This is a genomic window from Vibrio sp. 970 (genome assembly GCF_033339075.1).
Window position 1 is genome coordinate 152334 of sequence record NZ_JAWOTW010000005.1, and the last position, 22968, is coordinate 175301.

Genomic DNA, 22968 nt, shown 5'->3' on the forward strand with positions numbered 1-22968 from the left:
TAACTACTCCTGTTATTCCGCGCCGCCAACGAAGTCAAGATCTTGACCTTCTTTCAAAGTAACGTACGCTTTCTTAACGTCGCTGCGGCGACCTTGGCGTAGACCTTGACGTTTGGTCTTACCCTTAGTGATAAGAGTATTTACAGACTTAACTTCAACTTCAAATAGCTTTTCTACAGCTGCTTTGATCTCTTTTTTAGTCGCATCTTTAGCTACTTTGAAAACGATAGTGTTCGCTTTCTCAGCTGCCATAGTTGCTTTTTCAGAGATGTGCGGTGCACGTAGAACTTTTAGGATACGCTCTTCAGTGATCATGCTAGCATTTCCTCTACTTGCTTAACTGCTTCTGCAGTCATTACAACTTTGTCAAACGCGATTAGAGATACTGGATCGATACCAGCAACATCACGTGCGTCAACTTTGTATAGGTTACGAGCAGCTAGGAATAGATTCTCATCTACTTCGCTAGTCACGATTAGAGCGTCAGTTAGCTCAAGCTCTTTAAGCTTAGCAACTAGCTCTTTAGTCTTTGGTGCTTCAACTGAGAAGTTATCAACAACGATTAGACGCTCTTGACGAACAAGCTCAGAAAGAATGCTCTTCATAGCACCACGGTACATTTTTTTGTTTACTTTTTGGCTGTGATCTTGTGGTTTCGCAGCAAAAGTAACACCACCTGTACGCCAGATTGGGCTACGGATTGTACCAGCACGCGCACGGCCAGTACCTTTTTGACGCCATGGCTTAGCGCCACCGCCAGAAACTTCTGAACGTGTTTTTTGAGCACGAGTACCTTGACGAGCACCTGCTGCGTACGCAACAACTACTTGGTGTACAAGAGCTTCGTTAAACTCACGTCCGAAAGTAGTTTCGGAAACAGTTAGTGCATCGGCACCTTTAACCATTAGTTCCATTACTTACTCCTGAGACGTTATGCTTTAACAGCTGGTTTAACGATCACGTTGCCGCCAGTTGCGCCTGGGACTGCACCTTTAATAAGAAGCAGGTTGCGCTCAGCGTCAACACGTACGATCTCTAGGTTTTGAGTCGTTACACGCTCAGCACCCATGTGACCTGCCATTTTCTTGCCTTTAAATACGCGACCTGGAGTCTGACATTGACCGATAGAACCAGGAGCACGGTGAGACAATGAGTTACCGTGAGTCATATCTTGAGTACGGAAGTTCCAACGCTTAACAGCGCCTTGGAAACCTTTACCCTTAGATGTACCAGTAACGTCTACTTTCTTAGTTTCGTTGAATAGTTCAACAGTTAGTTCTGAACCAACTTCGAACTCTTCGCCGTTTTCTAAACGGAATTCCCAAAGACCGCGACCAGCTTCAACGCCAGCTTTAGCAAAGTGACCTGCTTCAGCTTTGTTTACACGGTTAGCTTTCTTAGAACCAGCTGTAACCTGGATTGCTGCGTAGCCGTCAGTTTCAAGAGTTTTCACTTGAGAAACACGGTTAGCTTCAACCTCAACAACTGTTACTGGGATAGAAACGCCTTCTTCAGTAAATACGCGGGTCATGCCCACTTTACGACCGATTAGACCAATCATACTTCTAATCTCCCTTAACCTAGGCTAATTTGAACGTCAACGCCCGCAGCAAGGTCTAGACGCATTAGAGCATCAACAGTCTTGTCTGTTGGCTCAACGATGTCGATTAGACGCTTGTGAGTACGGATTTCGTACTGGTCACGTGCTTTCTTGTTAACGTGTGGAGAGATAAGAACTGTGAAACGCTCTTTACGAGTTGGCAGTGGGATTGGACCACGAACCTGTGCGCCAGTGCGCTTAGCTGTTTCAACGATTTCCGCTGTAGAAGCATCGATTAGTTTGTAATCGAAAGCTTTTAGGCGGATACGGATACGTTGGTTCTGCATGAGACAGAGCTCCAAATTTAATAAATTACACAAACAATATCGCCACTCAAACTCGTAAAGACGAGAGAATGCCGATTGATTTATGTGAAACCGTAGCATCCAAGATTAGGACGCATTGTCAGTTAATTTTCGATTAACTATCCCTATATGCCAAAGTCACCTTTGAGGATAGTTTTTCCGAAGAAAAGATAGCTAATTGTATTAACCGCGAACATAAGCTGAGTATACATTACCTCGCAAATCCTTAGATTTGCTCGCTCCTCACTGCTCATTGGTTCACAACTGGCTTAACCAGTGCGCTGCATTATACAGATCACACTTTAGGTTGCAAGCGCTGAGTGAAAAATAATCGGGAATATTCCAAACCCCATACGTTCCTCTTCGCTTGGTAGCCATTAAAACAAAAAGGACGCCGAAGCGTCCTTTTCTAAACTGTAATCGTAATAGCGGCTGCTATTATTTCTTACCGCTTGATAGTGCACCGAAACGCTTGTTGAAGCGATCAACACGGCCGCCTGTATCAACGATACGTTGCTTACCAGTGTAGAATGGGTGACACTTGTCACATACGTCTAGGTGGATAGACTCTTTACCTAGAGTAGAGTTGAACTCAAAAGAGTTGCCGCAAGAACAAGTAGCTTTTACTGCTTTGTATTCTGGGTGGATACCAGCTTTCATGGGATAACCTCAATAGTAGGCCGTGTCGCTATACGAATCTAAGCCGCACACCACACGCAATTAATAATAAAATGGGATACCGCATCAACTAATTGCCGAAGCCATATCTCAAGGCGCGATATAGTAAAGAATCACATTGCTCGGATCAACACATTTGGCAACTTTTTCGCCACTTTTTTAGCCAGACTAATCATAGAGGCACGATTCACGCTGAATCGCATTGCTTTACTCGAATTTCCAAACCGATTTTAATAGACTCTCATTTCCTTTCCCTCTTTTTTAATAGCTAAGAATTTATGCGTCCAACCATTGCTAGAGTGGCATTACCCGTTCCGCTCGACAAACAATTTGATTACGCCATTCCGGGGCACCTGTTTCCGATCATTGGTGGACGCGTTTCCGTACCTTTTGGACGCCAAACGTTAGTTGGCATCGTAACCGCGATGGTTAATCACTCGGACTTTCCCAAAGATCAACTCAAGCCAATCAAAGCAGTTCTTGATTCTCAGCCGATATGGTCTGAAAAGCTTTATTCGTTGCTGACTTGGTGCAGCCAGTTCTACCAATACCCACTTGGAGATACGCTACACAATGCGATGCCAGCAGCTCTACGTAAAGGAAAGCCTGCAGATTTTGCGACGCTACAAGAGTGGCAAATTACCGAATCCGGTAAAGACAAGCTGATGCAAGGGCTTGATCGTCGAGCGGTCAAACAACAGAAGGTCTTGCAAATGTTGGTTAACGGCGCTTTGCCTCACCAGGAATTTGTCGACCAAGAGATAGCCTCAACAGTACTAAAGTCTTTAGAAGAGAAAGGCTGGATTGAACGTATCGAGAAGAAGCCTGTAATCACCCAGTGGGGACAGCACGTTGAATGCGACGTCGAGAAGCCAAAGCTCAACCACGAACAAGCGCTGGCTATTGCGAGTGTAAATAGCCAAACAGGTTTTGCTTGCTATTTATTAGAGGGAGTAACTGGCTCTGGTAAAACAGAAGTTTACTTAAACCTTATCAAACCAGTTTTAGAGCAAGGGAAACAAGCATTAGTTTTAGTACCTGAGATCGGTCTAACGCCCCAAACCATCAACCGCTTTAAACGCCGTTTTAATGTGCCAGTTGACGTCATCCACTCCGGGTTAAACGAGACGGAGCGTCTGAATGCGTGGCTTTCTGCACGCGACAAAGCGGCCGGAATCATTATCGGCACACGCTCTGCCCTACTCGCGCCTTTTGCTGATCTCGGGATTATCATTGTGGACGAGGAACATGACACCTCTTACAAACAGCAAGATAGCTTGCGTTATCATGCACGCGATGTTGCTGTAATGCGCGCTCATAAAGAACAAGTTCCGATTGTTCTGGGCTCAGCCACACCTGCACTGGAGACATTGCACAATGCTTTGTCAGGCAAGTATCACCATTTAACACTAACCCAACGAGCTGGCTCTGCCGTACCAACCACCAATAAAGTGTTAGATGTAAAAGGTCAGTATTTAGAAAGTGGCTTATCTGCCCAACTGATTGCCGAGATGCGCAAGCATTTAAAAGCTGGCAATCAAGTAATGTTGTTTCTTAACCGTCGAGGCTTTTCGCCCGCTTTGATGTGCCATGAATGCGGTTGGATTGCAGAATGTAAACGCTGTGATGCGTACTATACGTTCCACCATTACAGCAACGAAATACGCTGCCATCACTGCGGCTCACAACAACCGGTAATTCATCAGTGTCAGGGGTGTGGTTCAACTCAACTGGTTACCGTCGGCGTAGGAACGGAACAACTCGAACAACAATTGACTCAGTTATTTCCAGAATACAACGCCATTCGCATCGACAGAGACAGCACACGCCGCAAAGGCAGTTTGGAAGATGCCCTTGAATCGATTCGTAAAGGTGAACATCAAATTCTGATTGGCACCCAAATGCTGGCTAAGGGGCACCATTTTCCAAATGTAACACTCGTTGCTCTTTTGGATGTTGATGGCTCTCTCTATAGTAGTGACTTCCGCGCTTCCGAACGACTAGCGCAGTTGTTTATTCAAGTCGCAGGTCGTGCCGGCCGCGCAAGTAAACCTGGCGAGGTTATTCTACAAACCCACCATCCTGAGCACAGCTTGCTGCAGGCCCTGCTTCAAAAAGACTATCGCCACTTTGCTATGACTGCTCTGGAAGAACGCAAACTGGCTCAGCTTCCGCCTTATAGTTTCTTGACTCTGTTTAAAGCAGAGGCGAACCAAAGTGAGGTAGTTGAAGACTTCCTGCGTCAGGTTCGCTTTACGTTAGAGTCACACCCTCTGTTCGATGATTCCTGCATGGTGTTAGGCCCTACTCCTTCACCTTTGGCCAAGCGGGCTGGTAAATACCGTTGGCAACTATTACTGCAAACTCAGCATCGTTCATTGATGCAAAAGTTATTAACCAGTGCCAAACCTGCTATTGAGTTGTTGCCAAATGCTAAGAAAGTACGCTGGAATTTAGACATAGAACCACAAGATCTCAGCTAGCAAACGTTTAACTATGTAATGAATTACCATTTAATGTGACCAGAATCACACCAAGATTACAATTTTTGTTAAACAGACCGTAACTTTCACTTTAGAAATGAATAGACTATCCAAATTAGAAAAGTCTAAAGTGACTTGTTTGCACAGGCTTAGATTAAAACAATGACTATTCCCACAAATTGATATCGCGGTGAAGAATCCATTTTCCCACTCGTTAACACGAACTGAGCGAAGAGCAAACACAGCTCTAACTCGGTTTGATTACTCTGATTTCAAACCGGAATAACGTCATCTTGGCAAAAAATAAATGAGAGGTTAAAAACTATGGCGACAATGAAGGATGTTGCCCAGCTTGCGGGAGTGTCTACGGCTACGGTATCTCGAGCCTTAATGAATCCAGAGAAGGTCTCTTCTTCTACAAGAAAGAGAGTAGAAGATGCCGTACTTGAAGCGGGTTATTCTCCAAACTCATTAGCGCGCAACTTACGTAGAAACGAATCAAAAACCATTGTTACTATCGTTCCCGACATCTGTGATCCTTATTTTTCTGAAATTATTCGCGGTATTGAAGATGCAGCCATGGAACATGGCTATCTAGTCCTGCTGGGCGATAGCGGGCAACAGAAGAAACGCGAAAGCTCTTTCGTTAACCTCGTATTTACTAAGCAGGCAGATGGAATGCTACTGCTTGGTACAGATCTACCATTCGATGTCAGTAAGCCAGAGCAAAAGAACTTACCTCCGATGGTAATGGCGTGTGAATTTGCGCCAGAGCTCGAGCTTCCGACAGTACATATTGATAACCTGACCTCAGCATTTGAAGCGGTGAATTACCTGACCCAATTAGGTCATAAACGCATTGCTCAAATCTCTGGACCAGACACAGCAATATTGTGTCAGTTCCGCCAGCAAGGCTACCAACAAGCCCTGCGCCGTGCCGGCATCAATAAAGATCCACAATATAGTGTCATTACTGAGTTCTCTTTTGATGGCGGAGCAAAAGCCGTTCGTAAACTGCTCGAATTGCCAGAACCACCAACGGCTATTTTCTGTCACTGTGACACAATGGCCATCGGCGCAATTCAAGAAGCGAAAAAGCTTGGCTTACGAGTACCGCAAGATCTCTCTGTTGTGGGCTTTGATGACATTAACTTCGCTCAGTACTGCGATCCACCGTTGACCACCATATCTCAACCTCGCTATGAGATTGGTCGACAAGCGATGCTAATGATGCTCGAGATGTTAAAAGGCCACGACGTGCATTCAGGCTCGCGTCTGCTTGAAACTAATCTCGTCATTCGTGGAAGTGCAGCGCCACCACAGCGCCCTTAACCTAAAGATTAGGTATTCATCCCCAAAGCGGTGCTAAGGCGCCGCTTTTTTATTTACCCCTCCTGCTTTTTGTGTATCCCTGAATAAATGTAAGTGAGAACGGAAACACACTCCTACACTCGGGCGTTGTCGCGCTTTAGCTATCAAGATTCTATCAATAGGGTGTTTTCTCAACTCGTTCTGGATTAACATATTTGCAAGAATCCTTGATGACCAGAAATAACCGTGGCAAATAGAGATTATGTAAGACGGGGGCGAGGCGCCCCAAAAAAGTCGACAAAAAAACAGCCGCCGAGAAGAAAAAAACCTTGGCGCAGTGGCCTGCTCGCTATCTTGCTCGTGGGCGGTTTTGGCTATGGTCTTTACCTTTTGAGTAGCGACCCAGAACCTAAACAACCAGTCGTGAAGCAGCCAACAACCACTGTCAGCAAACCAAAGCCGAAAAAAGACTTGCCGCCACCACCAGAAGAAAAATGGGAATATGTTGAGTCACTACCGAAACGTGAAGTTGAAGTTGTGGCTAAAGAAATTGAAGTTTCTAAAATTCCTTACATCATGCAGTGTGGCGCGTACAAAACCCAGGCACAAGCAGAAGAGCGTAAGCTTGCAATCGCATTCCAAGGGATGTCGAGCAAGATTCGAAAGAAAGAAGGCAGTTCATGGTATCGCGTGGTGCTAGGTCCGTATAAGTTCAAACGTGATGCAGAACGTGACCGCCATAAACTGCAACGCGCGAAAATCGAGCCGTGTGCGATTTGGAAAGAAAATCTTTAAACTCAGGCCCCAGGAGCTAAGATCCCAGGGCCTTTCTTTTTGCCCCCTTGAATCCCCATTTCTCCTCCCCCATATACTGAATTAAATCCAAAGAGAAATAATCAAGAGGTCGACTGTGACTACCATTGTATCTGTACGTCGAAATAATAAAGTCGTCATCGCGGGTGATGGCCAAGTATCTCTAGGCAATACCGTAATGAAAGGTAATGCGCGCAAAGTTCGCCGCCTATACAACAACCAAGTACTAGCGGGCTTTGCCGGCGGTACTGCGGATGCCTTCACCCTTTTTGAGCGCTTCGAAAGCAAACTGCAAATGCACCAAGGTCACCTAACCAAAGCGGCAGTTGAGCTAGCCAAAGACTGGCGTAGCGATCGTGCTTTGCGCAAGCTCGAAGCCTTACTTGCCGTTGCCGACGAAACCGCATCGTTAATCATTACCGGTAATGGTGATGTCGTACAGCCAGAACACGACCTGATTGCGATTGGCTCTGGTGGTGCTTACGCACAAGCTGCCGCAACCGCCCTACTAGAAAACACAGATCTAGATGCTCGTGAGATCGCGGAAAAAGCTCTCAATATCGCGGGTGATATTTGTGTCTTCACTAACCATCACCACACGGTAGAAGAGCTAGACTCAACAGTAGAGCCTGAAAAACCAACCGCGTAATCGTAACGAAGTAAGGAAAGAATATGTCTGAAATGACGCCTCGCGAAATCGTTCATGAATTGAACCGCCACATTATCGGTCAAGAAAAAGCCAAGCGTTCGGTTGCGATTGCACTTCGTAACCGCTGGCGCCGCATGCAGCTTGAAGAAAGCTTGCGTGCCGAAGTGACGCCAAAAAACATCTTGATGATTGGCCCTACTGGTGTTGGTAAGACTGAAATCGCACGACGCCTCGCAAAACTGGCAAATGCCCCTTTCATCAAAGTTGAAGCGACAAAATTCACCGAAGTGGGTTACGTTGGTAAAGAAGTTGAAACCATCATCCGTGACCTAACCGATGTCGCTGTGAAAATGACGCATCAACAAGCGATGGAGAAAGTGAAATTCCGCGCAGAAGAGCAAGCGGAAGAACGCATTCTTGATGCGCTACTGCCACCAGCACGTGATAGCTGGGGTCAAGCAGAGCAAACGGAAGAGTCTTCTCACACTCGCCAGATCTTCCGTAAGAAACTGCGTGAAGGCCAACTAGACGATAAAGAAATTGAAATCGACGTAGCCGCACCACAAATGGGCGTAGAGATCATGGCGCCTCCTGGTATGGAAGAGATGACTAACCAGCTGCAAGGCATGTTCCAAAACCTGGCAGGCGACACTAAGAAAAAACGTAAGCTGAAAATCAAAGACGCAATGAAAGCGTTAGCGGAAGAAGAAGCGGCGAAACTGGTAAACCAAGAAGAGCTAAAAGAAGCAGCGATTTTCAACGTTGAAAACAACGGCATCGTATTTATCGATGAGATCGACAAGATCTGTAAACGCGGCGAGAGCTCAGGCCCAGACGTTTCACGCGAAGGTGTTCAGCGCGACCTACTTCCATTGATTGAAGGCAGCACGGTATCAACCAAGCACGGCATGGTAAAAACAGACCATATTCTGTTTGTTGCATCTGGTGCATTCCAAGTGGCAAAACCATCTGACTTGATCCCAGAATTGCAAGGTCGTCTACCAATTCGTGTTGAGCTAGAAGCACTAAGCAGCAACGACTTCAAACGCATTCTGACAGAACCAAAAGCCTCTCTAACAGAGCAGTACGTTGCGTTGATGAAAACGGAAGATGTGGACATCGAATTCACAGAAGACGGCATCACGCAAATCGCGGAAGCGGCATGGACGGTCAACGAAAGCACAGAAAACATCGGTGCTCGTCGCTTACACACCGTAATGGAACGCTTGATGGATGAAATCTCTTACGACGCAGCGGAGCAATCTGGCGCTAAATTCGTTATTGATTCCGCTTACGTGAAAGCGCGCCTAGGCGACACGATTGAAGATGAAGATCTAAGCCGCTTTATTCTTTAAACGCAATCTATTTTACCAAAGCCCAGAACCTTGTTTCTGGGCTTTTTGTTTAGAATGGCGGTGACTTTGACAACATCTAAATCAAAAGATCTCGTCATTCTAGCGAGCTCAAGCGAGACTAAGAATCTGCTAACAGCAGACGCCTTTCTTTCCAACTCGCCTTCACCACCGCACAATCGGATGATAGATTCTGAATCACCTCGTTCCTCGTTGTTCAGAATGACGGTGACTGTGACAACACCTAAATCAAAAAGATCTCGTCATTCTAGCGAGCTCAAGCGAGACTAAGAATCTGGTAACAACAGACGCCTATTCTTCCTCGCTCACCTTAATCACCGCACAATCGGACGATAGATTCTGAATCACACTCGTTCCTCGCTGTTCAGAATGACGGTTACTGTGACAACACCTAAATCAAAAAGATCTCGTCATTCTAGCGAGCTTAAGCGAGACTAAGAATCTGCTAACAGCAAACGCCTATTCTTTCTCTCTCACCGTAACACTTCACAATCGGATGATAGATTCTGAATGACTCTTTGACTTCTAGTTGAGTTGTTTTAGGTCAATAGCGTATCTGCCTCTTTGTGCTTATACTGGGCACATTGGTTACTAGCACGAAATTTCCATGAAACAATCTCTACAGATCTGGCTTGAAGCCGCTCGCCCAAAAACATTACCTCTGGCATTGGTCTCTATCTTAACAGGTAGCGTACTCGCCTACTCGGCGGGTCATTTCTCACTGACGATTGCCATCATGGCTTTCGTAACCGCGACATTGCTGCAAATTCTGTCCAACCTGGCAAACGACTATGGCGATGCCGTTCAAGGTACAGATAACGACAAACGCCTCGGCCCATTACGAGCGATGCAGTCTGGCGCGGTAAGTGCTAAACAGATGAAACAAGCGATTATCTTTAACATCGTTCTGACCGCCATTTCAGGCTTGGTGTTAGTTTTCTATTCACTAAGTTCATTGGAAAGCATTGTCACTTTTATCGGGCTGGGAATTTTGGCCATTCTCGCAGCCATTGCTTATACCATGGGTAGCAAACCATACGGTTACGTGGGGCTTGGCGATATATCAGTGTTCTTGTTTTTTGGTCTACTCGGCGTATCCGGTACCTACTTCTTGCATACCGGTCACGTAGACACCACGCTATTCTTACCTGCTTTAGGCTGCGGTTTACTCGCCGTTGCAGTCCTCAATATCAACAATATGCGTGATATAGAGAACGACCGAGAGTGTGGTAAACGCACGGTGGCGGTACGCTTAGGTCAACGTAAAGCCAAACAGTACCACTTTATTTTACTTGGCGGAGCTATCCTTGCCTTTGCGGCTTACTTGTTAATTCAAGACAAACCCGTTTGGATTAGCTTGCCATTCTTACTTAGTATTTATTTCGTGGCCGATCATGGTAAAGCGGTTTGGCATACACAAAAGCCTGCTCAAATAGCACCAATGATGCCAGTCATCGTGAAATGCTCTCTAGTCACCAACGTTTTGTTTGCAACAATTGTGGTAGCTCAAACTCTAGTAAGTTAAAAAAGGATTGTCATTGCATTGACTTAATGCCTAGATATACTCAAAGACAACCAATTTCTGTTTAGAAAGGTACGCTATGGAATACAATACCTCAGCACTCTGTGATATCTACCTCGATCAGGTAGATGTGGTTGAACCAATGTTCAGTAACTTTGGCGGTCGCGCTTCATTTGCCGGGCAAATCACCACCATCAAGTGTTTTGAAGATAATTCGTTGATCCGCGAGACATTAGAGCAAGATGGACTTGGTCGCGTTTTGTTAATTGACGGTGGCGGTTCCCTACGTAAAGCCCTTATCGATGCAGAAATCGCAACCATTGCGGAAGAAAACGAGTGGGAAGGCATTGTCGTTTACGGCTGTGTTCGTGAAGTAGATGAACTTGAAGATATGAACTTAGGCATTCAAGCCCTCGCTTCTATTCCTGTTGGAGCGACCAGTCAGGGTATTGGCGAATTGGATGTACCAGTCAACTTTGGCGGCGTTAGCTTCCTTCCAGAAGATTACATTTATGCTGATAGCACCGGAATTATCCTGTCGCCAGAACCATTGAATATTGATTTAGAGTTGGATGAAGAAGCATAACGAGTCTTAGGCGCCTAAGTTATAGGGCCTTCTCTTGGCTCTTAGCGCCTAGCCTTGTCTTAACATTTTCTACTTCCCTAAAACACAAACACCCGCTTAACGCGGGTGTTTTTAATTTGGAATGAAGAAGCCGAATTATTCCACTTCGTCCATTTTGCCAAGTAGTGCACGAATGCGCTCTTGCCATTGTGCGTGCTCTTGCTGTGCTTGTTGTGCTTTTTGCTCTAGCTCTTCACGTTGAGAGCGAAGCTCGTTCGCTTCTTCCGCAAGTTTAGCTTTATCTTCTTTCAGCTCTTCGACTTCCATCTGAAGAAGAGTGATTGTGTCAACTGCAGTTTGAATTTTAGATTCTAGTTGTTCTAGTACTTCAAAAGACATCTTGGCCTACCTATGTTATTCCGTTGGGACGATGTGCGAGATTGATGCACACCTAACCTATATAAGGTTCATTCTACTCAGCGTCGCGATGAGAAACACTCACTATATTCGATATTTTGCATCATTCGGTCAAAAAATCAGCGCAATCTCACTAAACGCTGACTTTTCTTGTCGCCGAAGCATTTTTGAGCAAGGATTTTGCGTCCCGCTACGCTGAAAATCGCCCTAAGTATTGATCAAATTCAAGTTAGATAAAGTAAAAGCCTCGCAAAAAGGCAAACGTTTACTCGACCTTGTGATAGAATCGCCGCGCAAATTCTTCTTCCCTCTTGCTTACTTGGAGACATCATGAAACGCGATTTAGCAATGGCATTTTCCCGTGTGACTGAAGGTGCAGCTCTGGCTGGTTACAAATGGCTTGGCCGTGGCGATAAAAACGCAGCCGATGGCGCAGCTGTTGAAGTTATGCGCACGCTACTGAACAAAACAGATATCAGTGGCGAAATTGTCATTGGTGAGGGTGAAATCGATGATGCGCCAATGCTGTACATTGGTGAGCAAGTGGGTATTGGTGGTGATGAAGTGGATATTGCAGTCGACCCGATTGAAGGAACGCGTATGACGGCAATGGGACAATCGAACGCACTAGCCGTACTTGCCGCAGGTGAGAAAGGCAGCTTTCTTAAAGCGCCAGATATGTACATGGAAAAACTGGTTGTTGGCCCTGGTGCAAAAGGCGTAATTGACTTAGAAAAGCCGTTAAAAGAAAACCTAGAGAACGTAGCAAAAGCCCTGAACAAGCCACTTGATACCCTAGTCGTTATTACCCTTGCGAAACCTCGCCACGATGACGTTATTGCAGAAATGCAAGCAATGGGCGTACGTGTTTTTGCGGTGCCTGATGGTGACGTCGCTGCCTCTATTCTAACTTGTATGCCAGACAGTGAAGTGGACATGATGTACTGTATTGGCGGTGCGCCAGAAGGGGTTGTATCAGCAGCGGTAATTCGAGCGCTAGACGGTGACATGCACGGTCGCCTGCTTCCTCGTCATGAGGTAAAAGGCGATACTGAAGAAAACCGCATTTACGGTGCAGATGAACTAAAACGCTGCGATGAAATGGGCGTAAAAGCGAATGTTGTCCTCAAAATGGAAGACATGGCTCGTAGCGACAATGTGGTATTTTCAGCTACAGGCATTACTAAAGGTGACTTGCTAGAAGGCATCTCTCGCCAAGGGAATATCGCAACCACAGAAACGCTGCTCGTGCGTGGTCGATGCCGTACTATTCGTCGCATTAAGTCGACTCACTACCTAGATCGTAAAGATCCAGAAGTGCGTGATATTATTCTTTAAGCATTTCTCGAGGCTCTCGCTCAATCTGAGTTTGAGCCTTTCTTTCCGCACAACGGGCAATAGATTCTGAATCACACTCGTTCCTCGTTGTTCAGAATGACGGTGACTTTAATAAGCTCTAAATCAAAAGAACTCGTCATTCTAGCGAGCTCCAGCGAGACTAAGAATCTAGTAGTAACAAGCTCCTATTCTTGCCTGGTCACCTTAACCACTACTCAACCAAAAGATAGATTCTGAATCACCTCGTTCCTCGTTGTTCAGAATGACGACATATATTGGCTCATATGAACATAGCCCCTACAAATCCACACTCAAATTAAGTCAACACTTTTCTTTACTAACCCTATCGCGCATAATATGTACTGACGTATAAATGGTGGGTATATGAAGACCGTAGATAGGATATTGCAAATCGTTAAGCGTGATGGCTCCGTCACTGCAAAACAACTCTCCTCTGAGCTAGGTATGACAACCATGGGGGCTCGTCAGCACCTGCAAAGTTTAGAAGATGATGGCATTCTTTCTATCCATGACGTAAAAGTAAAAGTTGGTCGCCCTGCTCGTCATTGGTCTCTCACTCAAAAAGGTCATGAGCAATTTGCTGACCGTCACGGTGAGTTGACCATTCAGTTTATAGAAGCTGTCGAACATATCTTTGGCAAAGATGGACTGGAAAAAGTCACATCAGAAAGGGAAAAACTCACATTACAAAGTTATCGTCAGCATCTTGAGCAATGCGATTCTCTGCAAAGCAAACTAGAAATACTCGTCACATTAAGAGAGCAAGAAGGCTATATGGCAGAGCTCGAGAAAGATGAGAACGGATTCATCTTGATCGAAAATCACTGTCCGATTTGTAAAGCCGCAACTCGCTGCCCAAGCTTGTGCCAATCAGAATTAAGTGTCTTTCAGTCTTTACTTGGACGTGACACCAAAGTAGAGCGTACCGAACACATCATTAGTGGCCAAAGACGCTGCGTTTACCGCATCCAACAACTACAGTAACCACCACAACCAAACATCGACATACCGCACTTATTCAATCTCAAGCTTGAAAGCTTCTCTTATAAGTGAGACGGCTGAAGAATTCATCCTCTCTCCTCTTTCTAGTGGTATAGGCTTTTAGTAACTAAAGGCAATTTCCATAAGGATTTGGAGAGCATCGATGTCTAATCTACGTCATATCCCGTCCCAAACGCTTCCTCCATTCGATGAAATGGTTCGAATGGCAGAGCGAGACCCAGAAGCTTTTGAGCAATTTCGTCATGAGATGGCGAAAGAGATGATCGAAAGCGCATCAGAAAATATGAAAGAAAGATTGTGGGCTCAACAAAGCCACATTGATAGAGTCATCAGCACGTGTAAAAACCCTCATCACACCAATGTGGTATTGATGAACGAGTTGCAAAAACAGGTCGTGAAGTTCAAAGCTGCGCTAGAAGGGGAAGCGGCACCGACACAAAAAGCGGATGTGGTTAGCTTAAATGCGTTTAAAGATAGGAATGACTTTTACTGATACTCAGTAGATAGATCGAGAAAGTTAGGGTTCGTTTCTCTTACCAAGGCTAACTTCCACTCACGCTTCCACTGCTTGAGCTGCTTTTCTCGGTTTATAGCCGTAGCCATATCGTCGAATAACTCAAAGTAAACGAGCTTATGAACGTTGTATTTCTTAGTAAATCCTTCCACTACTCCATTTTTATGTTGCCATATTCTTTGGGGCAGCTGACTGGTAACACCTATGTAGAGAACGGCGTTGTTATTTGACGTTAGGATATAAACGCAAGGTGTCTTATCGATGATTCATTCTCCTTCATTATTCGCTGTTACTTTTCCATTGTAATTCAATCGCTCAGTTCAAACTCAGAGCGATCTGTGCGTAGATTCTGAATCACCTCGTTCCTCGCTGTTCAGAATGACGATGGCTTTCACAGACTCTAAATCAAAGGAGCTCGTCACTCAATCGAGCCTTAGCGAGACTAAGAATCTCGTAACAGCAAGCTCCTATTCTTTCCCGCTCAGTTTAGCCACTGCTCAACCGGACGATAGATTCTGAATCACACTCGTTCCTCGTTGTTCAGAATGACGATGACTTTAAGAGCCTCTAAATAAAAAGAGCTCGTCATTCTAGCGAGCCTTAGCGAGACTAAAAATCTCGTAACAGCAAGCTCCTATTCTTTCCCGTTCACCCAAACCACCGCACAATCGGATGATAGATTCTTAATCACCTCGTTCCTCGCTGTTTAGAGTGACGGTGAGTTTAAGAGCCTCTAAATCAAAAGAGTTCGTCATTCTAGCGAGCCTTAGCGAGACTAAGAATCTACTTTCAGCACGCACGATACTTGAGGCAATTACTCCGGCTCAGGGCCATATTGGTTTGGTCCTGATGTCCCCTTTAAGAGACCACATTCAATTAGAATCCATAAACCACAAATCAGAGAAATGGAAGCGACGAACATCTGTGGGGTCGACGGCTCTTGCGCGGCAGGGCTGGTCATTGGCGTGGCAATTCGTCCGATAATCAACGGAATATTCAGTGCTAGCCAATAGATCGATTTGTTGCGGTCGTGCCAACGCTTGGTGGTGATCGCCAAATCAGGGATCAGCAGAACCACCAAGAAAATAGGAAGAAGCACATAGGAGAGAGTAGGAAGCAGCTGGCTAATACCGGCACCAAAGCCTAGAATGGACACATAGTAAATGACGTTCCAAATCCAGTAGGTTTTACGGTTTATACGTCCTTGAAAAGAAAACAGTAACTCTTTAGTCGACATCAAATTTTACCCCAAAGTAGAAAGGTTATAGATTAGCCGAGTCGATATAGTTTGGAAAGGACACCGATAGCTTGGGTGCCCACAACGTCCATATAACAAGCAGAGCCAGGCTGAGAATTAGTAACAATAACCCCTCGCTATTCTCGGGCAATTCAGCGCAACCTAGTTCAATACCTTTTGGAAGCTATCTATATCCATGTCTCGGATATTGACCGTTAAACTGTGCACGTGACTGGCTTGCTCTTGAAGTGTCGCCATCAAGGCTCGTGACAATTCTCGCTTTTGTTCTTGGGAGCGACCAGATAACAAATCAAAGTTGATATGGATAAAATCGAGGCTATCTCCCTCCTCTCCTATTAACCAATTGTGGCACCGGAGCGTTCTAGATTTCACTGACGCGAGTTCAAAAAGGCCACTTTCTAACGCCGTTTTATGTAAATCCTCCAGCAACCCCTGAACATTGACGCGTTCTTCCACCGAGTTTGAATACTCTAAAACGAGATTTGGCATTTTGATTCCTTTCTACAACAATTAATTCCAGCGCGTAGTAATACCAATCTCAGCAGCAATTTCCGAGGAATGAACTATCATTCTGTCTACGCGATCACCAATCGGTTGCTTTTGACAAAAATAACAAGATCGATGCTTGGTCGAATCAACAAAGAAAGCCGGACAAGACATGACGCCAATCATGATCTGTTCACATTATTCTGTTATATTCCTACGTAGATTTTTTACATTAATTGACTATTTACATTAAAGATAAGGGAGATATTCCTATGCGTCGTCCTGTAGTGATGGGTAACTGGAAACTAAACGGCAGCAAAGCAATGGTAACTGAGCTGCTAACTGGTCTTAACGCTGAACTTGAAGGCGTAGAAGGTGTTGACGTAGCAGTCGCTCCACCAGCACTTTACATCGACCTAGCAGAGCGCGTAATCGCTGAAGGCGGTAACAAGATCATCCTAGGTGCTCAAAACACTGACCTAAACAACAGCGGTGCGTTCACTGGCGATATGTCTCCAGAAATGCTGAAAGATTTCGGTGCTACTCACATCATCATCGGTCACTCAGAGCGTCGTGAATACCACAACGAATCTGACGAGTTCATCGCTAAGAAATTCAACTTCCTAAAAGAAAACGGCCTAACACCTGTTTTCTGTATCGGTGAATCTGAAGCGCAAAACGAAGCTGGCGAAACTGAAGCAGTATGTGCACGTCAAATCAACGCAGTTATCGACACTTACGGTGTTGAAGCTCTAAACGGCGCAATCATCGCTTACGAACCAATCTGGGCTATCGGTACTGGTAAAGCAGCAACCGCTGAAGATGCACAACGCATCCACGCTTCTATCCGCGCACTAATCGCAGCGAAAGACGAAGCAGTTGCAGCACAAGTAATCATCCAATACGGCGGTTCTGTTAAGCCAGAAAACGCTGAAGCTTACTTCTCACAACCAGACATCGACGGCGCTCTTGTTGGCGGCGCTTCTCTAGACGCTAAGAGCTTCGCAGCAATCGCTAAAGCAGCGGCTAAAGCAAAAGCTTAATCTCGTTTTTACTGAGAGTAGAAATAACAAAGGGATGCATCATGCATCCCTTTTTGTTTGTGTTGTACCGTCGGAGTACCTAATAGGAAGTTCCGACTTACGCTGGCTCGGCAATTTTCACGGTTGGCTTTTTCGCTAGCTCCGCACTGGAATCTTTCTTATAAAGGTTCTCGTAGCAGTAATTTGTAGCTTCAATGTAGCCTTCTACACTACCGCAATCAAAGCGTTGACCTTTAAATTTGTATGCCAAAACACAACCAGATTGAGCTTGTTGCATCAGCGCATCGGTGATTTGAATCTCACCACCTTTACCTGGCTCTGTATTTTCAATCAGTTCAAAGATATCAGGTGTCAGAATATAGCGACCAATAATCGCTAGATTGCTAGGTGCAGTACCTGGCTCTGGCTTTTCAACCATGTTATCAATGCGGAAGATATCATCTTTGATCATCTCGCCAGCAATCACACCGTATTTATGCGTTTCTGATTCCGGCACTTCTTGTACCGCAACGATTGAACAGCGGAACTGTTTGTACAGCTCAACCATTTGCGCTAGAACGCCTTTGTCTTCATTCACACAAAGGTCATCCGCGAGCACAACAGCAAACGGTTCATCACCGACCAGTTCACGTCCCGTAAGAATAGCGTGACCTAAGCCTTTCATTTCACGCTGACGAATGTAAGTGTAACTCGCAGAATCAATCAAAGAACGAATATCATCAAGCAGCGCTTCTTTACTTGTACCGCTAATTTGATGCTCTAACTCATAGTTTTTATCAAAGTGATCCATTAACGAGTGCTTACCACGACCGGTGACGATGCACATACCGTCCATACCGGCTTCAATCGCTTCTTCAACACCGTATTCAATCAATGGCTTGTTCACCACTGGCATCATTTCTTTCGGCATCGACTTAGTTGCAGGAAGGAAACGTGTACCGTAACCCGCTGCAGGGAATAAACATTTTTTAATCATAACCATTACCAACTAAAAAAAGGCTCCTCTGAGGGAGCCTGTTATATTATTTTGAATATAAAGACTAATTAATCGCTACCAAACAGGTCACGGGTGTAAACTTTATCAGCCACATCAGCTAGTTCCTCAACCATGCGGTTAGAAACAATAACATCAGACATTTGTTTGAACTCTTCAATATCGCGGATAACGGCAGAATGGAAGAACTCATCTTCCTGCAGTACCGGCTCGTAAACCACTACTTCAATACCTTTCGCTTTAATACGTTTCATAATGCCTTGAATAGACGAAGCGCGGAAGTTATCTGAACCAGCTTTCATAATTAAGCGGTAAATGCCCACTACTTTTGGCTGACGTTTGATAATGGAGTCTGCAATAAAATCTTTACGAGTGCGGTTTGCATCAACAATTGCACCAATGATGTTATTAGGAACTTCTTGGTAGTTTGCTAACAATTGCTTTGTATCTTTTGGTAAGCAGTAACCACCATAACCGAATGACGGGTTGTTGTAGTGATTGCCAATACGAGGGTCTAAGCCAACACCTTCTATAATTTGGCGAGCATCAAGGTTGTGTGCTTCAGCATACGAATCTAACTCATTGAAATAAGCTACGCGCATCGCTAGGTATGTGTTTGAGAACAACTTAACCGCTTCGGCTTCTGTAGAGTCAGTAAACAAAACCGAGATGTCTTCTTTTACCGCACCTTCAACTAAAAGATTAGCGAACTTCTCTGCACGTTCGCTACGCTCACCAACGATAATGCGAGACGGGTGTAGGTTATCGTAAAGAGCTTTACCTTCACGAAGAAACTCTGGAGAGAACATAACATTCTGACAACCGAGCTCCTCTTTAATGCGCGCAGTATAACCCACAGGTACAGTCGACTTAATCACCATAACTGCATCTGGATTAATTGCCATCACATCTTTAATCACTGCTTCAACTGAAGAAGTATTAAAGTAGTTCGTTTGAGGGTCATAATCCGTTGGTGTAGCAATAACAACAAACTCCGCGTCTTTGTAAGCCAGCTCTTTATCTAGCGTCGCGATAAAGTTGAGTTCTTTGTTTGCAAGGAAATGTTCGATTTCCGCATCAACAATTGGAGATTTCTTGTCATTCAACAAGTCCACTTTTTCTTGGATAATATCAACCGCCACAACCTCATGGTTTTGTGACAATAACATGGCATTGGACAAACCGACGTAGCCCGTGCCTGCTACAGCAATTTTCATTTTTATTTCCTATTATTTAACTGACGCTAGCATATCAAAACACCGACACTCTCGGTAGAGTGCGGCGATTAACTAAAAGCCTAACTAGCAACACAACTTAATTCAATTGAGTACCCAAGTAACGCAAATAAGCATTGCGAATGCGAAGCTTGTTCTGCTCAAAGTACTCTTGACCATAACGGCCTCGGTTAAAGTAGCGGCGAAGCATACTATTATCCATCACGAGTTCATCACCCTGGCCTGCTGCCAAATAGTTTGTATCGTTGCCAACTCGAGTCGTAACGTTGAAATCATAAGCCTCGTTACCACGAACTTGTATCACTCCCGGCGACATATCGCGCCATGGCGTTAATGGCAGTTTTACTGACACAGTGACAAACTGCTCTTCGTCTGTATCGTTAAACTTTGTCACCTGATAACTTGCTGATACTTCAATGTCTTCAAACCAATGTGATGTCGTGAATTTTGCGCCAACATCCCCTTTCCAAAACTCGCCAGCAGTTGCGTTAAACTGCCAATCCCACTCTGGCATAGAGAATGTGTAACGAGTTAAAAAGGTTTGGCGGTCTGGATTCGCATAACCATTTTTGTCTTTTTCGTCTTGATGTTGGAAGTAGCTCATCTCTAGTCCCAACTCATGGTTGCCCGATTGAGAGAACCAAGCTGATTCGCTGCGCGCACCGATATAATCCGACTTAACCAAGCCTAGAGAGACCTGGTTAGCAATATCGACATATGGTAAACGGAAGAACTGATGCACCATTGCACGATCAATCTCGTTCTCGTACGCGCTATCTTCGAAATACCCACCTTCTTCAAAATCGTCACTTTCTGCTAAAGGTAAAATATGACGAACATCAATTGCCGCGCCAGACCATAGGTAGGTGTATAAGTTGCTAGACATAGCAAAAGAGTAATCATACACACCGTACTCGGTTGCAAAACCATGCCTTACCATAGGAGAAAGCACGATCTGCGAATCTAAAGTGCCTGAATTAACTCGCTCCGTTTTCCAATCAACCATGTCTAATCTTTCCGGTAAATCGCGCGTGATAAACTGAATGTCATCACAAGCTGCGCTACCATTGACAAAACTTTGGTAACAGTTAGCGTCAGACAAAACGCTGACCACTGGTTTTTGGTTGGCAAGCATCACAAGTTCAAATTGATCCGATGCAGCGCCTATATCTTGCGCCGCATTTTGACCTAAATGACTAGACACAATACCCAGAGCGACACCTAGTCCGTCAACTTGGTTATGGTTGTAGCGGCGGTTTTCTACAGCCACCACAACTTTGTCATTTGATACGCCCACTTGAACATTAACGAAGCCTTCATTTTTTAACGCACTAACCAAAGAGGAAATTGACGCTTGTTGCGCTTTGTTTTGCTCAACGACTAAACGATCCATTAACGTCATATTATTCTTCGCGTAGTCGCGAGAGCGAGAGTATTCCGTTATCAATGGCATCGAGAGTGCAGCACTCCAAACGCTTGAACCATCCGATTCATGACCAGAATAAATCTGGTAACTTAATGAGGCGGTCATATCATTAGGCAGTAAATTATCGGGAGTAAACACTTTTATAGAAGAGTTGAATTCTACTGAATCGTACTCTCCTACTAGTTGAACAAAGTCAAAAGGTTGGTATTCAAAGCCACCAAAAGGGCCATCTAGAACACCCATCAAACGCTCTTCTGACTGACCGAAACCAGCAGAAACCCTTAAGGGAAGTACATTAAACGTATAATCAGCGACGGCAAAATTAGTCATGAGCTTAGTTGCAGCGCCACCGACATCTTGCATACCTAAAGCAAAATCTAAGTTCTCATTCCCCCAAAAATTGGGAACCTGATACTTCAGTGATAGTGATAAATCTCGAATACCGCCACAGCCTGTTTTAAAACAGTTCGAGTTATAATCATAAGTAACGATACTACCATGAGCCTCTAACCCTTCAATGAGGCCGAAAGATACTTTTATAGAATCTAAACCTTGCACCTCGTCAAGCCAAGGGCGCCCTTGGGCAAAAGATACACCAAAGTCGCCATACTCTTTCACTTGAGCATTAGGGTTAAAAACCAGTCCACTAAAGCTTTGGTTAGAATTTAGCGTCTGCAATTCGTTTGCCGCGACGCCACAACTAAAAGCCAACGATAGGGTAATTATCGTTACTTCATCCACTGAAATCTTTTTGATCATAACTCTTTATTTTATTTAGTTTTGCTAGCTGGCACTTAGGCCTTCTGCTTGAGTTTTTTCTTTTTGAAAGCAATCTTCCACTGCGTCCAAGTATTTTTGTATGACTAACTGCTCATCAAACTCTCGTTCAACTTTTTGACGACTGAATTGTCCCATTGTTAACCTTTCTTGATGAGTGAGGTTGAGCACCAAATCCAGTTTTTCAATTAAACTATCTGTCGAACGAGGAGCACATAAATAACCATTGACTCCATCGTCAACCGTTTCACGACAACCAACATTGTCGGTTGTTACTATGGGTTTCCCCATTGCCGCCGCTTCAAGTAACGATTTAGGAACTCCCTCTCGATAGAATGAAGGAAGCACCATGCAATCTACCTTCGCAATCTCCTCTTCTACACAATCAGAAGTGCCAAGATAACTTACAATGCCTTCATCAACCCACTTTTGCATATCACTACTAGAGACAGCTGAAGGGTTATTAACATCAAGAAAACCTAGTAATCGAAATTCAACCTTATCACCATGTTTAGACTTCAATGCACGAGCCGCTTCAACGTAGTGACCAATGCCTTTGTCGTACAACATTCTGGCAATCAATAAAAAGCGAATTACACCGTCATCATTTGCAGGGCTAACTTGAAAACGGTTGAGATCAGCTCCCGAACCAGGTAAACGATCAACAAGACACGATGGCGCTAACCGATTCTCCAAAAACAACGTTTTATCGTCTTCATTTTGAAAGAAGATCTTACTTGCTTTAGATTGGCTCATTTTATACAGCAATCTGGCAATCTTAGACGTAAGGCCTTCATTAATAAAGACCATACCTAAGCCAGCAATATTATTGACCGACTTAGAGCCAACAAAATGCCCAGCTAACGTACCGTAGATATTATTCTTTGGAGTAAAGTTCAGTACCACATCGGGTTTGACGCTCTTAAAGATTTTGATAAATGAGAAAAACGTACCAATATCTTTAACAGGGTTTGTACCCCCTTGGTCAATGTTGATATGACAAAAGCTTGCTCCAAGTGATTCAAGCTTCGGTGAATAATCATCTTTAGGGGCTATAGCTACAACCTGATAACCAGCGTCCAACAACGCCGTAATGGTGTTTCTTCTGAAATTATATAAATACCAACTTGTATTTGCTGAAATCGCAACCGTTTTCAT

24 protein-coding genes are annotated in these 22968 nt (G+C 44.6%); 11 read left to right on the forward strand and 13 right to left on the reverse strand.

Annotated elements, in window-relative coordinates; all coding sequences use genetic code 11:
• Window positions 1–12: 12 nt before the first annotated feature.
• From rplW to rpmE, 5 genes are all read right to left on the reverse strand, one after another.
• Window positions 13–315 carry a 50S ribosomal protein L23 gene (rplW, locus tag R7Q11_RS09540; RefSeq protein WP_004398471.1) on the reverse strand — a complete coding sequence of 101 codons (303 nt, stop codon included), beginning with the start codon at window positions 313–315 and terminating at the stop codon, window positions 13–15.
• The gene (gene rplD / locus R7Q11_RS09545; RefSeq protein ID WP_005379556.1) at window positions 312–914 is read right to left on the reverse strand and encodes a 50S ribosomal protein L4; all 603 of its coding nucleotides are present in this window, start codon (window positions 912–914) and stop codon (window positions 312–314) included. The genes rplW and rplD overlap by 4 nt, the downstream gene beginning before the upstream one ends.
• Window positions 915–931: 17 nt before the next feature.
• Window positions 932–1561, reverse strand: a complete 630-nt coding sequence (rplC, locus tag R7Q11_RS09550; RefSeq protein ID WP_005379555.1) for a 50S ribosomal protein L3 — start codon at window positions 1559–1561, stop codon at window positions 932–934.
• Window positions 1562–1575: 14 nt separating this feature from the next.
• Window positions 1576–1887, reverse strand: coding sequence for a 30S ribosomal protein S10 (gene rpsJ / locus R7Q11_RS09555; protein ID WP_004410492.1), 312 nt, complete (start codon window positions 1885–1887; stop codon window positions 1576–1578).
• Between the two features lie 456 nt (window positions 1888–2343).
• Window positions 2344–2565 (reverse strand): 50S ribosomal protein L31, encoded by a 222-nt coding sequence (gene rpmE, locus R7Q11_RS09560; RefSeq protein WP_005379546.1) that lies wholly within the window; start codon window positions 2563–2565, stop codon window positions 2344–2346.
• Window positions 2566–2861: 296 nt separating this feature from the next.
• Between rpmE and priA the strand changes: the two genes are divergently transcribed.
• The 7 genes from priA (at window position 2862) to rraA (ending at window position 11320) form a co-directional block, all read left to right on the forward strand.
• A complete protein-coding gene (priA, locus tag R7Q11_RS09565; RefSeq protein WP_225466397.1) occupies window positions 2862–5066 on the forward strand; it encodes a primosomal protein N' in 2205 nt (734 codons plus the stop codon).
• A gap of 303 nt (window positions 5067–5369) precedes the next feature.
• A complete protein-coding gene (gene cytR, locus R7Q11_RS09570) occupies window positions 5370–6398 on the forward strand; it encodes a DNA-binding transcriptional regulator CytR (RefSeq protein WP_254901949.1) in 1029 nt (342 codons plus the stop codon).
• A gap of 225 nt (window positions 6399–6623) precedes the next feature.
• On the forward strand, window positions 6624–7172 hold the full coding sequence (gene ftsN, locus R7Q11_RS09575; protein WP_017820300.1) for a cell division protein FtsN: 549 nt from the start codon (window positions 6624–6626) through the stop codon (window positions 7170–7172).
• Between the two features lie 115 nt (window positions 7173–7287).
• Window positions 7288–7839, forward strand: a complete 552-nt coding sequence (gene hslV / locus R7Q11_RS09580) for an ATP-dependent protease subunit HslV (RefSeq protein ID WP_005383176.1) — start codon at window positions 7288–7290, stop codon at window positions 7837–7839.
• 23 nt (window positions 7840–7862) lie between these two features.
• Window positions 7863–9194: an HslU--HslV peptidase ATPase subunit gene (gene hslU, locus R7Q11_RS09585; RefSeq protein ID WP_025768349.1), complete on the forward strand. Its 1332-nt coding sequence runs from the start codon at window positions 7863–7865 to the stop codon at window positions 9192–9194.
• Between the two features lie 625 nt (window positions 9195–9819).
• Complete coding sequence (locus R7Q11_RS09590) at window positions 9820–10737, forward strand: 1,4-dihydroxy-2-naphthoate polyprenyltransferase (protein WP_005383178.1); 918 nt, start codon at window positions 9820–9822, stop codon at window positions 10735–10737.
• 76 nt (window positions 10738–10813) lie between these two features.
• The gene (gene rraA / locus R7Q11_RS09595; RefSeq protein ID WP_005379537.1) at window positions 10814–11320 is read left to right on the forward strand and encodes a ribonuclease E activity regulator RraA; all 507 of its coding nucleotides are present in this window, start codon (window positions 10814–10816) and stop codon (window positions 11318–11320) included.
• Window positions 11321–11455: 135 nt separating this feature from the next.
• On the opposite strand, the gene zapB is transcribed toward rraA, so the two are convergent.
• Complete coding sequence (gene zapB, locus R7Q11_RS09600; protein ID WP_005379536.1) at window positions 11456–11698, reverse strand: cell division protein ZapB; 243 nt, start codon at window positions 11696–11698, stop codon at window positions 11456–11458.
• 348 nt (window positions 11699–12046) lie between these two features.
• Between zapB and glpX the strand changes: the two genes are divergently transcribed.
• The 3 genes from glpX to R7Q11_RS09615 all read left to right on the forward strand — a co-directional run bounded on the left by glpX (window position 12047) and on the right by R7Q11_RS09615 (window position 14570).
• Window positions 12047–13054, forward strand: a complete 1008-nt coding sequence (gene glpX / locus R7Q11_RS09605; protein WP_005383180.1) for a class II fructose-bisphosphatase — start codon at window positions 12047–12049, stop codon at window positions 13052–13054.
• Window positions 13055–13438: 384 nt separating this feature from the next.
• Window positions 13439–14059, forward strand: a complete 621-nt coding sequence (locus R7Q11_RS09610) for a helix-turn-helix transcriptional regulator (protein ID WP_137281673.1) — start codon at window positions 13439–13441, stop codon at window positions 14057–14059.
• Window positions 14060–14219: 160 nt separating this feature from the next.
• On the forward strand, window positions 14220–14570 hold the full coding sequence (locus R7Q11_RS09615) for a DUF3135 domain-containing protein (RefSeq protein ID WP_054866032.1): 351 nt from the start codon (window positions 14220–14222) through the stop codon (window positions 14568–14570).
• Here the strand turns inward: R7Q11_RS09615 and R7Q11_RS09620 are convergent.
• From R7Q11_RS09620 to R7Q11_RS09630, 3 genes are all read right to left on the reverse strand, one after another.
• On the reverse strand, window positions 14564–14857 hold the full coding sequence (locus R7Q11_RS09620) for a GIY-YIG nuclease family protein (protein WP_054866031.1): 294 nt from the start codon (window positions 14855–14857) through the stop codon (window positions 14564–14566). The genes R7Q11_RS09615 and R7Q11_RS09620 overlap by 7 nt on opposite strands.
• Window positions 14858–15405: 548 nt before the next feature.
• Window positions 15406–15828: a DUF805 domain-containing protein gene (locus R7Q11_RS09625; RefSeq protein WP_005379526.1), complete on the reverse strand. Its 423-nt coding sequence runs from the start codon at window positions 15826–15828 to the stop codon at window positions 15406–15408.
• A 162-nt stretch (window positions 15829–15990) separates the two neighbouring features.
• On the reverse strand, window positions 15991–16338 hold the full coding sequence (locus R7Q11_RS09630) for a 5-carboxymethyl-2-hydroxymuconate Delta-isomerase (RefSeq protein WP_054866030.1): 348 nt from the start codon (window positions 16336–16338) through the stop codon (window positions 15991–15993).
• A gap of 269 nt (window positions 16339–16607) precedes the next feature.
• On the opposite strand from R7Q11_RS09630, the gene tpiA reads away from it, so the two are divergent.
• Window positions 16608–17378: a triose-phosphate isomerase gene (gene tpiA / locus R7Q11_RS09635; RefSeq protein ID WP_005384863.1), complete on the forward strand. Its 771-nt coding sequence runs from the start codon at window positions 16608–16610 to the stop codon at window positions 17376–17378.
• Window positions 17379–17475: 97 nt separating this feature from the next.
• Here tpiA and galU read toward each other — a convergent pair whose 3' ends face one another.
• The 4 genes from galU to R7Q11_RS09655 form a co-directional block, all read right to left on the reverse strand.
• Window positions 17476–18354, reverse strand: a complete 879-nt coding sequence (galU, locus tag R7Q11_RS09640; protein ID WP_005397961.1) for a UTP--glucose-1-phosphate uridylyltransferase GalU — start codon at window positions 18352–18354, stop codon at window positions 17476–17478.
• 68 nt (window positions 18355–18422) lie between these two features.
• Complete coding sequence (locus R7Q11_RS09645) at window positions 18423–19589, reverse strand: nucleotide sugar dehydrogenase (RefSeq protein ID WP_025604212.1); 1167 nt, start codon at window positions 19587–19589, stop codon at window positions 18423–18425.
• Between the two features lie 97 nt (window positions 19590–19686).
• Entirely contained in the window at window positions 19687–21792 is a 2106-nt protein-coding gene (locus R7Q11_RS09650; protein WP_225466398.1) for a YjbH domain-containing protein, read from the reverse strand.
• 24 nt (window positions 21793–21816) lie between these two features.
• The gene (locus R7Q11_RS09655) at window positions 21817–22968 is read right to left on the reverse strand and encodes a glycosyltransferase family 4 protein (protein ID WP_225466399.1); all 1152 of its coding nucleotides are present in this window, start codon (window positions 22966–22968) and stop codon (window positions 21817–21819) included.

Excerpts from the sequence above, each read along its gene's own strand:
- R7Q11_RS09610 (WP_137281673.1), top strand. The coding sequence starts at position 13,439 with ATGAAGACCGTAGATAGGATATTGCAAATCGTTAAGCGTGATGGCTCC.
- R7Q11_RS09650 (WP_225466398.1), bottom strand. The coding sequence starts at position 21,792 with ATGATCAAAAAGATTTCAGTGGATGAAGTAACGATAATTACCCTATCG.
- glpX (WP_005383180.1), top strand. The coding sequence starts at position 12,047 with ATGAAACGCGATTTAGCAATGGCATTTTCCCGTGTGACTGAAGGTGCA.
- R7Q11_RS09625 (WP_005379526.1), bottom strand. The coding sequence starts at position 15,828 with ATGTCGACTAAAGAGTTACTGTTTTCTTTTCAAGGACGTATAAACCGT.
- priA (WP_225466397.1), top strand. The coding sequence starts at position 2,862 with ATGCGTCCAACCATTGCTAGAGTGGCATTACCCGTTCCGCTCGACAAA.
- R7Q11_RS09645 (WP_025604212.1), bottom strand. The coding sequence starts at position 19,589 with ATGAAAATTGCTGTAGCAGGCACGGGCTACGTCGGTTTGTCCAATGCC.
- rpsJ (WP_004410492.1), bottom strand. The coding sequence starts at position 1,887 with ATGCAGAACCAACGTATCCGTATCCGCCTAAAAGCTTTCGATTACAAA.
- R7Q11_RS09630 (WP_054866030.1), bottom strand. The coding sequence starts at position 16,338 with ATGCCAAATCTCGTTTTAGAGTATTCAAACTCGGTGGAAGAACGCGTC.
- tpiA (WP_005384863.1), top strand. The coding sequence starts at position 16,608 with ATGCGTCGTCCTGTAGTGATGGGTAACTGGAAACTAAACGGCAGCAAA.
- rraA (WP_005379537.1), top strand. The coding sequence starts at position 10,814 with ATGGAATACAATACCTCAGCACTCTGTGATATCTACCTCGATCAGGTA.
- galU (WP_005397961.1), bottom strand. The coding sequence starts at position 18,354 with ATGATTAAAAAATGTTTATTCCCTGCAGCGGGTTACGGTACACGTTTC.
- rpmE (WP_005379546.1), bottom strand. The coding sequence starts at position 2,565 with ATGAAAGCTGGTATCCACCCAGAATACAAAGCAGTAAAAGCTACTTGT.
- R7Q11_RS09615 (WP_054866032.1), top strand. The coding sequence starts at position 14,220 with ATGTCTAATCTACGTCATATCCCGTCCCAAACGCTTCCTCCATTCGAT.
- zapB (WP_005379536.1), bottom strand. The coding sequence starts at position 11,698 with ATGTCTTTTGAAGTACTAGAACAACTAGAATCTAAAATTCAAACTGCA.
- rplW (WP_004398471.1), bottom strand. The coding sequence starts at position 315 with ATGATCACTGAAGAGCGTATCCTAAAAGTTCTACGTGCACCGCACATC.
- rplC (WP_005379555.1), bottom strand. The coding sequence starts at position 1,561 with ATGATTGGTCTAATCGGTCGTAAAGTGGGCATGACCCGCGTATTTACT.
- hslU (WP_025768349.1), top strand. The coding sequence starts at position 7,863 with ATGTCTGAAATGACGCCTCGCGAAATCGTTCATGAATTGAACCGCCAC.
- R7Q11_RS09590 (WP_005383178.1), top strand. The coding sequence starts at position 9,820 with ATGAAACAATCTCTACAGATCTGGCTTGAAGCCGCTCGCCCAAAAACA.
- R7Q11_RS09655 (WP_225466399.1), bottom strand. The coding sequence starts at position 22,968 with ATGAAAACGGTTGCGATTTCAGCAAATACAAGTTGGTATTTATATAAT.
- rplD (WP_005379556.1), bottom strand. The coding sequence starts at position 914 with ATGGAACTAATGGTTAAAGGTGCCGATGCACTAACTGTTTCCGAAACT.